This window comes from Paenibacillus sp. MT124 (assembly GCF_058792755.1).
This window is the reverse complement of the sequence record NZ_CM179500.1, coordinates 3,495,272-3,509,888: the sequence shown is the minus strand read 5'-3', so window position 1 is coordinate 3,509,888 and position 14,617 is coordinate 3,495,272. Positions and strand designations below refer to the sequence as shown.

General features: G+C 45.7%; 11 protein-coding genes and 1 pseudogene. All 12 read left to right on the top strand.

The window, feature by feature from the left end:
• Positions 1-164: 164 nt before the first annotated feature.
• Positions 165-785, top strand: a pseudogene (locus AC3RCI_RS15975) (NAD(P)-dependent oxidoreductase).
• Positions 786-876: 91 nt separating this feature from the next.
• Complete coding sequence (locus AC3RCI_RS15970; protein WP_336781693.1) at positions 877-1,005, top strand: hypothetical protein; 129 nt, start codon at positions 877-879, stop codon at positions 1,003-1,005.
• A gap of 139 nt (positions 1,006-1,144) precedes the next feature.
• Positions 1,145-1,699, top strand: a complete 555-nt coding sequence (locus tag AC3RCI_RS15965; RefSeq protein WP_492525419.1) for a cupin domain-containing protein — start codon at positions 1,145-1,147, stop codon at positions 1,697-1,699.
• 184 nt (positions 1,700-1,883) lie between these two features.
• Positions 1,884-5,234: a DUF5107 domain-containing protein gene (locus tag AC3RCI_RS15960; RefSeq protein WP_492525418.1), complete on the top strand. Its 3,351-nt coding sequence runs from the start codon at positions 1,884-1,886 to the stop codon at positions 5,232-5,234.
• Between the two features lie 233 nt (positions 5,235-5,467).
• On the top strand, positions 5,468-6,841 hold the full coding sequence (locus AC3RCI_RS15955) for an ABC transporter substrate-binding protein (RefSeq protein ID WP_492525417.1): 1,374 nt from the start codon (positions 5,468-5,470) through the stop codon (positions 6,839-6,841).
• 176 nt (positions 6,842-7,017) lie between these two features.
• Entirely contained in the window at positions 7,018-8,034 is a 1,017-nt protein-coding gene (locus AC3RCI_RS15950) for an NAD-dependent epimerase/dehydratase family protein (RefSeq protein ID WP_492525415.1), read from the top strand.
• Positions 8,035-9,132, top strand: coding sequence for a dihydrodipicolinate synthase family protein (locus AC3RCI_RS15945; RefSeq protein WP_492525414.1), 1,098 nt, complete (start codon positions 8,035-8,037; stop codon positions 9,130-9,132).
• Positions 9,129-10,001 carry a Gfo/Idh/MocA family oxidoreductase gene (locus AC3RCI_RS15940; protein ID WP_492525413.1) on the top strand — a complete coding sequence of 291 codons (873 nt, stop codon included), beginning with the start codon at positions 9,129-9,131 and terminating at the stop codon, positions 9,999-10,001. The genes AC3RCI_RS15945 and AC3RCI_RS15940 overlap by 4 nt, the downstream gene beginning before the upstream one ends.
• 70 nt (positions 10,002-10,071) lie before the next feature.
• Complete coding sequence (locus AC3RCI_RS15935; RefSeq protein WP_492525411.1) at positions 10,072-11,661, top strand: extracellular solute-binding protein; 1,590 nt, start codon at positions 10,072-10,074, stop codon at positions 11,659-11,661.
• An 86-nt stretch (positions 11,662-11,747) separates the two neighbouring features.
• Entirely contained in the window at positions 11,748-12,725 is a 978-nt protein-coding gene (locus AC3RCI_RS15930; RefSeq protein WP_492473383.1) for an ABC transporter permease, read from the top strand.
• Positions 12,719-13,582, top strand: a complete 864-nt coding sequence (locus AC3RCI_RS15925; protein WP_127537015.1) for a carbohydrate ABC transporter permease — start codon at positions 12,719-12,721, stop codon at positions 13,580-13,582. The genes AC3RCI_RS15930 and AC3RCI_RS15925 overlap by 7 nt, the downstream gene beginning before the upstream one ends.
• A 26-nt stretch (positions 13,583-13,608) precedes the next feature.
• On the top strand, positions 13,609-14,616 hold the full coding sequence (locus AC3RCI_RS15920; protein ID WP_492525409.1) for a zinc-dependent alcohol dehydrogenase: 1,008 nt from the start codon (positions 13,609-13,611) through the stop codon (positions 14,614-14,616).
• The last annotated feature ends 1 nt before the right edge of the window (position 14,617 follow it).

Below are 14,617 nucleotides of genomic sequence, written 5' to 3'. Positions count from 1 at the left end.
TGAGGATGTAATACGGTTCAATTGATGATAAATAAGCCGCTGATCAGCGGCTTTTTTCTTTTTAATAGATGTCTTCTATTGATTTTGTTATATACTGTCTGATACTTTTATTCAGAAATGTTGTTACCGAGGAACACTGCAGAAGATGGAGGAGCATTAGAAATATGAAAATTCTAGTATTGGGTGCAACTGGACGAGTCGGCAGTCAGATCACTGCCTATGCACTTAAGGATCAGCATCATGTAACTGTATTGGTTCGTCATCCTGAAAAATGCCAGGTTCATGATGAACATTTAACAATCATTCAAGGGGATGTGTTGAACCAAGAGGATATTATGCGTGCTATCCGTGGTGCCGATGTCGTTATTAGTGCACTGAACACAGATGGAACCAATACACTATCCGAAAGTATGCCGTTAATCATTGAAGCAATGCGGGAAGAAGGGTTAAATCGAATCATTACTGTAGGGACAGCGGGTATTCTGCAAAGCAGATTCAATCCAAATATTCTACGATATCAATCCAGTGAATAGAGGCGTAAATCCACCCGTGCTGCCGAGGAACATCACCGAGTGTACTCGCTGCTTCAAGAATCAACATTGGAATGGACGATCGTGTGTCCTACGTACTTACCGGATGGGGAACATTTAGGTGTATACCGTGTAGAGCGTGATGTTCTGCCTGAAGGTGGTACGGAGATATCCGTGAGTGATACAGCAGAATTCACCTATAAGCAAGTTAAAGATGACTCTTATATCAGATATCGTGTAGGTATTTCATATTAGGTACTGTCGAGAGACAAAACATATATCCTATTAGAGTCGATATTACCTTAGCGGCTCTTTCCTTACTTCAAGGTGGAGATTAGAAATAGAAATGAAATTTGACTCAGAAAATAGTCACAAGCTTGGCTTGTCCAGAATGAACATGATTGGTGTGGGGCTTAAAGTGATTCGCGGGATAATGAAGAAAAACCCTGGAGGAATTGATGCAACTTCACTTTAAAGATGTATCTAATCAATTTTTAGACGAAAAAAGTATCCATGAAAACTGAGGAACCAGTTCAGCCCTTTGTTTCGCTAGGCACATTCCCTGTATGTAGTCATATACTGACTTCATAATATTTGTAAAGGGATGGTGCAAATTGTATTACTACCACACACCAGCACATCAATATGGTGGATACACAATTGGACATAATCCATATTATTATCCAGCTTATACAGAAAGAAACAATCATTCACTAGACCAAGGATCTCAAATGGGTATGGAAAATACAGGGCAGCAAGTGATGCTTCTAAAGGATTATGGGAAGAGACCTTTGGTGGTCGATATCGAAAAAGTAACTAAGCTTAATAATAATTTTCGTACAGCTTTATGGACGGGGGAACACTTCCAAGTAACTCTTATGAACATAAATGTAGGTGAAGATATCGGATTAGAAGTTCATCCGAATACGGATCAGTTTATACGGATTGAAGAAGGTCAAGGACTGGTTCAAATGGGGAATCGTAAAGAGAATCTCGATTTTGTTGTGAATGCCTTCGAAGACTATGCGATCATGATACCTGCTGGCAAGTGGCATAACATAACAAACACAGGTAACAAACCACTTAAAGTGTATGTAATTTACGCTCCACCGGAACATCCATTTGGCACCGTCCATCCAACAAAAGCTGATGCCATGGCTTCAGAATAACACACTATTTAATTGTTATATAAACTTATTAGAGACCGCTCTATTGAATAGAGCGGTTATTTTATTACTTACATTTGTACAATCAAGTTTAAGAATATAATCCATCAACTACCGACTTTCGTTAATTGTATAAAAGGGGGAGCGCCATTAGGATTAAACGTATAACGCAAAGGAGGATCTCGATATGAGTACAACAGATTTATCAGCCGTTTCTAATCAGGTGCGGGTATGGGAGGAACAGGTTGAAATTCCCACTTACGGAACGGGCAAACCTTACAAAAATCCCATGTTTCTGGAGAAGCGCGTGTACCAGGGGAGTTCCGGACGAGTCTACCCGCATCCAGTCATCGATAAAATCCTGGATGAAAAAGAATCCAAATCCTACTGCATGGCCATTCTTGAAAACGAATACATTCGCGTCGAAATGTTGCCTGAAATCGGCGGACGGATCTACCGCGCATTAGATAAAACAAACAACTATGATTTCGTGTATTACAATCGTGTTATTAAACCGGCTCTCGTTGGGCTTGCTGGCCCATGGATCTCAGGAGGTATCGAATTTAACTGGCCGCAGCATCATCGACCGAATACGTTTGGACCTGTACAGCACACGGCAACGGAGAATGAGGACGGCAGCGCAACCGTATGGGTTAGTGAGATTGATCGCATGTACGGCACAAAAGTAACTACGGGTTTCACATTGCATCCAGGTAAGGCTTATATTGAAATTAAGGCGCAAATGTATAACCGGACCTCCGAGCCGCAAACCTTTTTGTGGTGGGCCAACCCGGCCGTGGCTGTCAATGATCATACACAGACCGTATTTCCACCTGATGTCACAGCAGTCTTTGATCACGGAAAAAGGGATGTATCCAAATTCCCGATTGCTACAGGAACTTATTACAAAATGGATTATTCCGAAGGCGTCGATATCTCCAGGTATAAAAATATCCCGGTCCCGACTTCTTATATGGCCTACAAATCAGAATATGACTTTGTAGGCGGTTATGACCATGGCGTGCAAGCCGGATTGCTGCATGTAGCCAACCACCATATCTCCCCAGGCAAGAAGCAGTGGACGTGGGGCAACGGTGAGTTCGGCCAAGCCTGGGACCGAAGTCTGACGGATGAAGACGGACCTTATATCGAATTGATGACTGGCGTATTCACCGATAATCAACCCGATTTCACCTGGCTCCAGCCGTACGAAGAAAAGTCGTTTACCCAATATTTCATGCCGTACAAAAACATTGGAGTCGTCAAAAATGCTTCCGTGGACGCGGCAGTGAATTTAGAAGTAGAGGAACAGCTCCGAGTGGCGACGGTTATGGCTTACGCTACATCGGTCTTTGAAGGAGCAACCATAACATTGAAGGGAAGTAAGCGTACGTATGTCAATGATACTGTTACACTTTCGCCCGAGTCGACTTACAAAACAATCATTACGTTGGACGATGAAGATCAACCGCATGACTTACTTGTCACAGTGCGAGATGCCAAGCAAAAGCTGCTCATTAGCTACAAGCCGGCAAAACCATCCATTGAACAGATACCGGATGCCGCCAAACCGCTTCCTCTCCCAGAAGAACTGAAGAGTACAGAACAGTTGTATCTTGCCGGTCTTCATTTGGAGCAGTACAGGCACGCTACGTTTGAACCGGAAAGCTATTACCAAGAAGGATTGAGAAGAGATGCTTCTGACATTCGTCTCAACATTGCTTATGGTACACTGCTGCTTCGCAGAGGGGTTTTGGAGAAAGCGGAAACGCATTTCCGTAAGGCAATTAAGTCATTGACCTGGCGAAATCCCAATCCGTACGACAGTGAAGCTTACTATCAACTTGGCTTGACGCTCCGACTCCAAGAACGAAATGAAGAGGCTTTTAAAGCCTTTTATAAAGCAGTGTGGTCTGCAGCATATCAGGATAGTGGCTACTACGCATTAAGCCAAATTGCTACCGAGCAGGGCGCATATATAGAAGCACTGGATTTGGTAGAACGTGCATTGATTCGCAATACAAGAAACTACAAATCAAGGCTAGTAAAAACGGCGCTGCTTCGCAAGTTAGGTCGTTATGAGGAAGCTATTAGGTTTGCAGACGAAACGCTGACAATGGACATTGCGGATTTTGGTGCCCGATATGAGAAATTCATGAATCTCGAAGCCATGGGGAAAAACGAAGAGGCTCATCTGGTGAAATCGGAACTCCGCCGGTTGTTGAGAGATGACGCGCATAATTACTTGAACCTGGCTTGGGATTATGTAGGAAGCGGCTTCTATGAGGAAGCTTCACGTCTACTAGAAGAAGTTTCATCCCATCAGGATGGATCGGCGTATCCTATGGCTCATTACACACTTGCCTATGTCTATGACAAGATGGGACTCATTGAGAAAGCAGAACATGAACGTCACCTTGGAGGCACTGCTGCCCCGGATTACTGTTTCCCGAACAGCCTGTTTGATCTAAGTGTATTGCTTCATACAATCAATAAAAATCCATCAGACAGTAAGGCCCATTATTATTTAGGAAACCTCTATTACGATAAAAAACGAGCGGAAGAGGCCATAAAGCACTGGGAGATTTCCATTGGCCTTGAACATCAATTCGCCACGGCTCATCGCAATCTTGCGCTGGCCTATTATAACAAGCGCCATGATGCAGAGGCTTCACTGCAATCTCTTAACCGAGCTTTTGAATGTGATCCAAACGATGCCCGGGTGTTCTACGAACTCGATCAGTTGTATAAAAAAACGGGCGTCTCTGCACAGGAACGTTTATCGAAGCTTCAGAAACATATGCACCTGGTCGAGCAACGCGACGATCTTTATCTGGAATATATTACACTGCTGAACACGCAAGGCAACCATCATGAAGCACTGTCTTTATTATTAAGTCGCCGCTTTCATCCTTGGGAAGGCGGAGAGGGAAAAGCAACGGGACAATATACACTAGCTCTCGTTGAGCTTGCCAAGCAGGAGAATGCACGTCAATCCTATCAAGAAGCCATTTTGCTGCTTCAACGGGCGCTTCAATATCCGGAGAATCTGGGTGAGGGCAAGCTTGAAGGCGCGCAAGAGAACAATATTCACTATGAGCTGGGCATGGCCTATCAGGGACTTGGACAGCTAGAAGAGGCTGTCTATCATTGGAAACTCGCTTCAGAGGGGTTGGAGGAACCAGCGAGTGCGATGTATTACAATGATCAGCCACCGGAGATGATATTTTATCAAGGACTTGCGTGGGATCAATTAAACCATTCGAAAGAAGCGAAGCGCCGATTTAACAAGCTGATCGACTACGCTGAAAGGCATCTGTTTGATGATGTGAAAATCGACTACTTTGCTGTATCCTTGCCCGATTTTCTGGTATTTGAGGATGATTTGAATATGCGGAATCAAACCCACTGCTTGTTTATGCTTGGCCTTGGATTACTGGGTCTTGGGAACAAAGAAGAGGCCAAAAATCGATTTAATGAAGCGTTACAGCTGGAGCCTAACCACCAGGGAGCGCGAATTCACTTGGAATTATGTTAAGTATATAGGGATAAAACTTATGGGCAGCAGAGTTAACCACAAGGAAATCCGGGACAACCAGTTCTGGATTTTTCTTGTTTCCAAGAAACTTGGAGTGAATGTGGTTGTGAATTCATTTACTTACTATGTGTAAAACTGGTTCATATCTGGTATAATAAAAATAATAATCAGGAAATACAATGAAAATATAGGTAAATTATAAAAAAAGATGAAGAGGATAGGTGGAACGGCCCATGGCGAAAATAGATCGTCATACTTTTCAGACCAGAACCAGACATATGTCTGCCGACCTGAAGCAAAAAATTAACTCCGGATCTTACAGCCCGGGAGAATTTCTGCCTTCTGAGTTGGCACTAACAGAACAGTACAATTTAAGTAAAAATTCCGTGAGATACGTACTGGATGAGCTTGTACAGGAGGGATTGATCGTTAAAATCCCCAGGGTGGGCACGCAGGTGGCAAAGCCTGCTTCGAGGGAAACCATTCGTTTTGGTGTATATCCCTCACTTTATAAAGAAGCAGGGATGGAGGAGCTTATTAAGCGTTTCCACGAGAAACACCCACATATTCATGTGGAGACCATTGAGCTTCCTTATATGAATTCAGACAGTATCGCTAATCTTGTCAAACTAGGGATTGTCGATGCGTTAACCATCAACTTGCAGGATATGTACCAATTCCAAGAAAAAAAGTACCTTGATTTGTTGGTCGACCAGGATCGAGACGATACAATTTACCCTTTTCTGACAACTTATTTTGAGAAGGAATCGGGTGTTTTGGCAGCACAGCCTTTCATATATTCACCTGTTATTTTGTGTTACAACAAGGAGCATCTGAGAGAGAAGAGACTGGGGGAACCCAATAGCAGCTGGAGCTGGGATGAACTGGCGGCGCTGCTCAGAGAACTTAAGGCGCCTCATCGCTACAGTATCGCTTTTCAGTTATTTTCCATGAACCGGTGGCCAATTTTTTGGATGCAAAACGAGGACGATCTATCTTCGACGGATTCCAGTCCAGCTCCGAACGGAACTAGCTTTCCTACAGAAGGATTAAGATGGCTGAGGGATCTTGTGACGGAGGAAGGCATATTTCCGCTTGCCTTGGCCCAAGGTGAATTTGAAGCCGAGAAGTTGTTTAAGGAGCAGAAGATATCCGTCATGCTAACCACATATTACATGCTGAATGAGCTTAAAAATGCGGACTTTTCCTTTGATATTGCACAGTTACCACATTTTAAGAATGATAGGACACTTCTTCTGTCAACGGCCATTGCTCTCAGTGCAGAATCGAGCCAAAAGGACACGGCAGCCTGTTTTGTGAATTATCTTAATTCAGATGAGGCACAGACCTATATTAGGCAGCAGACCTACAGTCTACCTGCAAGCAGATATATAACCGAAACATGTGCAGTGGAGCTTAAAAACAAACCGTCCAGGTTGGAGCTTCATCGAGACTATAGTTCGAAATACATGACGTATCGGGATCTGTCGATTTCCATGCAAACTCAGATTCGTTTCGGAGAAAACCTGAAGCAGTACATGTCTTATTTAATGGATGAAGAGGGACTCGCTGAAGTGTTGCTTCCGTCTGAAAGTCTCAAGTTATAAAAAAACGAATAGAAGCTTTAAAAAGGCACTGCCATCAGGTAGTGCCTTTTTTATTTTATATGAACTACAAAAGAACCAGTTGACAGAAAACGTGCCGTATGCTAATTTCTTATTGAAAATAAGAACCACATATGATCCAACTATGAAAGTTAACAGGGAGAGGTGACCGTATTCGGATGAAGACCGTGGCTGAATTGGAAGCAAAGCTTTCGGAGGCATCAGATCGGCTAATCAATGACTTACATAAAGTGGACGGGGATCTTCTTATCTTGGGCGCAGGCGGGAAGATGGGCCCAAGTCTTGCGAGATTGGCCGCACAAGCCATCAGAGCGGGAGGAATGAACAAGAAGGTGACTGCTGTATCCCGGTTTCAGGATCAGGAGGTGAAGAACGATCTTGAAAGCGCTGGAGTGAAGACGATTTCCTGTAATCTTCTAGACGATCACGAGTTCATGCAGCTGCCTGCAGCGGACAACATCATATATATGGCTGGCAACAAGTTTGGTACAACGGGCAGAGAGTATTATACATGGGCAATGAATACGTATTTGCCGGGAAGAGTGGCAGAAAAGTATAAAGATTCGCGTATCGTCGTTTTTTCTTCCGGGAACGTGTATCCCTTTTCCCCGGTGGCTCTCGGCGGAGTAGATGAATCAGTACCCCCGGAACCTCTCGGTGAATATGCACAATCCACTCTGGGGAGAGAGCGAATGTTTGAATACTTCTCTCATACGTATGGCACGCCGATGCTGCTGTACCGCTTGAACTATGCCATTGATTTACGCTATGGGGTGCTGCTCGAAATTGCCCAAAAGGTCCATGAAGGCAAGTCAATATCACTTACGATGGGGCATGCCAATGTGATATGGCAGGGAGATGCCAATGAGATTGCCTTAAGGAGCCTGCTTAAGTGCCAAAGTCCACCCGAAATTTTGAATGTGACTGGACCTGAAACCATGTCCGTACGCTGGGCAGCACAGCAGTTTGCCATTAGGTTTGGTCTTACCGCATCGTTTGAGGGAAGTGAATCCGAAACGGCTCTGCTCAGCAATGCAGCTAAGGCGTTTCGCGAATTCGGTTATCCGAGAGTAGGCTTGCTGGAAATGATTGATTTCATTGCCGAATGGGTTGAATCCGGCAGACCTACGTGGAACAAACCAACCCACTTTTCGGAGAGGAAGGGGAGGTTCTGAATGCACAATAAACAAGCTTCACTTACACCGGAACAGGCAGCTGCATTCCATGAAGGGTTGGTCATCCCCGCTCATCCGCTTGCTTTAAATGAAAGCAGAGAGCTGGATGAAGTCTATCAGCGGGTGCTGACAAAATACTACATCGCATCAGGAGCTGGCGGAATTGCAGTTGGTGTGCATTCCACCCAATTTGAGATTCGGGATCCCAAGGTTAACCTCTATGAACGGGTACTTCGCTTGGCCGCAGAGGAAACGGAGCAAGCTCGCCTGCAAAGGCCCTTCATCAAGGTGGCGGGCGTTTGCGGGGATAGTGAACAGGCGAAGGAAGAAGCCCAGATTAGTAAAGCCCTCGGATATGATGCGGTGCTGCTGAGTATGGGTGGACTTCATGATTGGAGTGAGCAGGATCTACTTCGGCATACGGAAAAGATAGCTGAATTGATGCCGGTCATCGGATTTTATCTTCAGCCTTCTGTTGGTGGCCGCTGGCTAAGCTTCGATTTTTGGCAGGCTTTTGCTGAAATTGATAATGTCATCGCCATCAAAATAGCTCCTTTTAACCGATATCAAACGATTGATGTTGTCCGAGCGGTTTGCTGCTCAAGCCGCCGCAATGAAATTGCATTGTACACAGGGAACGATGACAACATCTTGATGGATCTACTTACAACTTTTCGGTTCGAAACGGAAGAAGGTCCCATGGAAAAAGAAATCGTTGGCGGGCTGCTGGGTCACTTCGCTGTCTGGACACATCAAGCGGTCCAGCTGCTGGAAGAAGTGAAGCGTCTCCGCAAGCCCAAGGGATCACCGTTGTCACGGGACTTGCTCACGCGAAACGTGGAGATTACAGATGCCAATGCCGCTTTTTTTGATCCTGCCCATCAGTTTGCTGGCTGTATACCGGGGATACACGAGGTTCTTCGAAGGCAGGGTCTCATGAGAGGCATATGGTGCTTGAATCCGCAGGAGACCTTATCCGACGGGCAAAATGAGGAAATCGATCGTGTATACCGCCAGTATCCTCACCTGAATGATGATGATTTTGTGAAGCAGCATCTGGATGAGTGGCTTAGGGTTGCTGCGCTTTCCCAGTCATGAATATCGGAATCATCGGCCTTGACAGTTCTCATGCCCTGGCATTCACCCGTATTCTTCACGAAAGGCAGGAGACTCTTTTTGCAGATGTGACTGTGACGGCTGCATATGCGGGCGGATCTCCGGATTTTCCACTCAGCATCACCCGTGTTAACACGTTTGCCGGTCGGATGACGAAAGAATACGGAGTGAGACTGATGCCCACGATGCAGCAAGTTGCAGAAAATACCGATGCCATCCTTATCTTGAGTGCCGACGGAAGGATACATCTGAATCAGTTCAAGGCGATCTGTTCTTACCGTAAACCCGTATTTATCGATAAACCTTTTGCTTTGTCTTCAGCAGACGCAGGTGAAATCATCAGACTTGCAGAAGAGTTTCAAATCCCTTTAATGAGTGCTTCAAGCTTGCGTTATGCCGAAGCCCTGCCTGAATGCACAAGAGGAGACATCTTGGGGGCGGACGTGTACGGCCCCATGCACATCGAATCTACGCAGGGACATTATTTTTGGTACGGCATCCATTCGGCAGAACTACTCTTTCAAGTCATGGGCTCTGGATGCAGGGAAGTGACCGCATTCTCTACCGATCATGGCGATCTCATTACTGGAACCTGGAAGGAGGGGAGGATGGGGATGATCCGCGGAATCCGAAATGGTCCAGAGAACTTTGGAATAACGCTCCACACCAGAAACGCTGCCCAGCATATCTCTTTTGAACCGAGCTACAAAGAGCTCCTGAATTCGGTCATGAATTGGCTCAAAAACGGCGTGTGCACCGTGCATCCTTCTGAAACGCTGGAAGTTATCCGGTTTTTGGAGTGCGCAGAGCAAAGTCGTCTACAAAAATGCACCATCCTCATGGAAATGTGATCAAACCTTATACGTGCTTGACTCCTTGCTCTAGTGAATCAGATCCACCTATCTGAAGGAGGAATGTTTGATGAAGCTGAAAAAGAGGATTTCCATACTACTTGCGATCACACTGTTGACCTCAATCCTTGCCGCATGCAGCAGCGGTACAGACAAAGGCGGTGCGACCGCCCTACCGCCCCAGGAACCCGGACAGTACGGTGATACAGGGGGTCTCACTTTGCCTCTTGTTGATGAGCCGACGACTATCACGTACATGCTGCCAAGCAATGCAAAAGACCTGGGTCCGAGCAAACTGGTTGTTCAGGAGCTTGAAAAACGGACCGGTATTAAAGTGAACTTCCAAACGTATTCCCCACAAACCTACCAGGATAAATTAAAAGTCATTGTGGCATCCGGTAAGCTGCCGGACATTTTTACAGGGCTAAAACCGGCCGAACTCAAGAAAATCGGCAAACAAAACGGTGTGGTTGCCATCAATGAATACGCAGATCAGCTCCCTAACTTCAAAAAGCTATATATGGAAGAAAACGACTGGGTCATCAAATCTTTCGGCGATGAAGCCGGCAATATATATACCTGGCCTATTTACAATCTCAATCGCAAAGTCAATCACGGATTCATGTTCAGGAAGGATATCTTTGATGAGCTTGGTATCAAGGAATGGACGAACACGAACGAGTTTTATGAAGCTCTGAAAAAAGTAAAAAAAGCTTATCCCGATTCTTACCCCTATGCATCCAAGAGCTTGGCTAATATCTTCAGAGATTGGGCCTTCGGCTGGGGACTCGGCAATACGGATCAGTACCCTGCCTATTACGATGAAAAAGACGGTACATGGAAGTACGCCGCAGTACAGCAAGACCATAAGGACATGCTTGATTTCATGAAGAAATTGTACAATGAAAAACTGCTTGATCCCGAATTTTTGACAGATACGCAGGATTCCTGGACGACCAAGATGACAACAGACAAATCGTTTGTCACGTTTGACTGGATTGGACGCCTGGATCTCTTTTACAACCAGATCGAAGAGCAAAATCCAGACTATGACCTCAGGTATGCCAATCCCGTGGGACCGACCGGCAATATTAGAACACTGCCCGAGGTTTCAGATTTCAGCGTTGCCGTTGCCAAAAACAAAAATACAGAAACCTCGCTTAAACTGCTCGATTATCTGACCAGTCCATCCGGGAGCGAGTTAATGACGATCGGTGTGGAAACGGTGAACTTCGAATGGGGCGAGGACGGATATCCGGTGTACCCGGAACTAAAGGATCTTCCCCTTGTGGATATAACCGTGCTCGAGGATCGTTATGCCATGTGGCTCGAAGGAGCTTACCTAAGACCGGACCATCGAAGCATCTATTATCGTTTCTCGGAGAAAGAGCAGGAGGCACAGGATAAAATCGTGAATGAGGATCGCTTCGAGCCCCTTGATCCGATACTTAATTTTACGGACGACGAAACCTCCAAGATTGCCGAGCTGCAGACATCACTGCAAAAATCAGCTGAAGAATTCAACTCCAAATATATTCTTGACGCCGGCTACGGAGATGCCGAGTGGGAGAATTTCAGAGGTCAGATCAGCAAAGGCGGTGTGGAGGAACTGATGGCAATCTATAATGAAGCTCAAAAAAGATATGACGAATCCAAATAAATGAGCTTAAGACATGATTGAACTGGAGGAGGCGATGCCTGGAACGTTTCCTCCTTAGGGAAAATGGTATTGGAGGCGATAATCTTATGGCAGACATCGGCACGGAACATTCGGCAGCTTACCATAAAGAAGTGCCAAAGAAGAGCTTCAGAGGCCGGCTTAAACAGACGTGGAATCATATTAAGCGCGACAGGCAGCTGCTTCTGCTGTTTCTTCCTTGCATCCTATTTTATGTCATCTTTCGTTACGGGCCCCTATATGGATTGATTATTGCCTTCAAAGACTACAGTGTGTTTACAGGAGTGCTTGGCAGTGAATGGGTGGGACTGGAGCATTTCATCACGTTCTTTACGAACCAGGATTTTTGGCTGCTTTTCCGGAACACGCTGCTCTTGGGATTATATACGCTTATTTTCGGCTTTCCCTTTCCCATCATGCTCGCCCTTCTGCTGAACGAAGTCAGAACCAAATGGTTTAAGAAATCGGTTCAAACCTTCAGTTATTTGCCGGCCTTTTTGTCCGTGGTCATTATCAGCAGCATGATTATCGATTTTCTCTCCCCAAACCATGGTATTTTGAATCAAATGCTGGCTGCACTTGGTTTTGAGAAAAAATACTTTCTCGTAGATCCGGGCTGGTTCCGTCCGATCTATATCATTTCGGAAATATGGGCGAACGCAGGGTATGAATCCATCATTTATCTGGCAGCCATTGCGGGGATCAGTCCTACGCTTTATGAAGCGGCCAAGGTGGACGGTGCCAGTCGTTTCCATACGATCCGTCATATTACGCTTCCTGGATTGTTTCCCACGATGCTTATCATGTTCATCTTGAAAACCGGCTCCATGATTCGCGTCGGTTATGAGAAAGTGCTGCTGCTCTATAATCCGATGACCTATGACGTTGCAGACGTATTTTCAACGTATGTATACCGCAAAGGACTGCTTGAATCCAATTACAGTTATGCAGCCGCAGTAGGACTATTCGAAGCGCTCGTTGCAATGGTGATGCTGCTGTCCGCCAATGCGATCAGCAAACGGCTGGGAGGGAATGGCTTATGGTAGGTGAGCGCAAAATATCGGTTTTTGGTGTCTTGAATTCGCTGATCCTCTGTCTTGTTGCTGTAGCGACACTCTATCCCATTGTGTATATTACGGCCGTTTCTTTAAGTGATACAGCAGCGGTCGTTCAAGGTAAGGTGTTTCTTTTTCCGAAAGGGCTGAACCTTGAGGCTTATGTCGAGGTGCTTAAAAATGACACGATTCCAAGAGCCTACCTGAATTCTATTTTTTATACGGCATTCGGTACGTTTGTGAATTTACTCTTTACGGCTGTAGCCGCATATCCTTTGTCGCAAAAAGGATTTTTCGGACGCAAGTTTTTTATGATGGCCATTGTCCTCACCATGTTTTTGAATCCCGGTATTATTCCCACTTATGTGGTCGTGCAGCAGCTGGGGTTAACAGATTCGGTTTGGGCACTCGTACTTCCCAATGCCATCTGGACAATGGAACTGATCATTCTTAAAAGCTTTTACGAAAACATGTCTTCCCAGATACGCGAAGCGGCCCTGATCGACGGAGCTTCCGAATACCGGATTCTGTTCAACATTGTCATTCCCTTATCCAAGCCTGCGCTTGCTTCCATCGGACTTTTTTATTTCATGGGCCACTGGAACAGCTTTTTCCTACCGCTGATTTACTTGAACGATCCGGATAAATATCCTTTGCAGGTCGTGCTGCGGGATATGTTAATCTACAGCGCAGAAAACGACGCGGGACTTGTGGATCGTTCGGCCCTTGCCCCACAGTCTATTAAAAATGCAACCATCGTACTTTCTATGATCCCCGTTCTGCTCATCTATCCGTTTGCTCAGAAGTATTTCGCTAAAGGGGTGATGCTCGGTTCGGAAAAAGGCTAAATCGATTGAAGGAGGAGCCGTATCTAATGAAAATCGTTGCTGCGAAGGAAGGAAAGGTCACGATACTGGAAGCGGATATACCCGAACTGAACAAACGATATGTGCAAGTGAGGACCGAATATTCCGGCATTAGTCCGGGTACGGAAATGAGTGCGATTAAAAGATCAGGCGTATCCCCGGTATACCTTGGTTATAGCGCTGTTGGGATTGTGGAAAAAACGGGAAGTGAAGTCAGAGATATTCTACCGGGAGACCGAGTGGCTTGTTATGGTGTGCCTTATGTAAGACATGCAGAAATCATTTCGGTACCGACCAATCTGATAACCAAAGTACCCCAACATGTCAAACCAGAGGAGGCCGCATTTACCGGGCTCGGAGCCATCGCCATACATGCGCTTCGTACCGCTGACGTGAGATTCGGCGACAAGGTGCTTGTCGTTGGACTGGGTATTCTCGGTAATCTTGTGGCCCAAATCGCCACTGCTGGTGCATGTCACACGGCTGCATACGATCTGAGCAAAGCACGGGTTCAGCTGCTTCAGGAGCAGATGGGCATTCAAGCAGGCTTTTCAACTGAAGAGGAAGTGGAGCGTTTTGTGATGAACGAAACGGGAGGTTTAGGATTTGATTCCATCCTCTTATGTGCTGGCGGGCCTGGTGAAGTGCTGATCAACAAGTCACTTGAGTGGCTTCGTGACCGGGGAAAAGTCGTGATCGTTGGTGATTTGTCCATGGAGTTTTCAAGAGATTTGATGTTTCGCAAAGAAGCTCAGGTCCTTATCTCCAGAGCAGGCGGGCCTGGAAGGTACGATCTGCAGTACGAGCAGCACAATCAGGATTATCCCATCGGTTTCGTGCGGTGGACGGAAGGAAGAAATATGGACGAATACGTCAGGCTGCTTGCTGATAAGCGAATTACGGTAAGTCCTGCCATCACGCATATGTTCGCCTTGGATGAAGCATCTGAAGCTTATGAAAATTATCAATCCGATTCGGCTCAAGGGGCACTTGCCACGTTGATCAAGTATTTTTAAT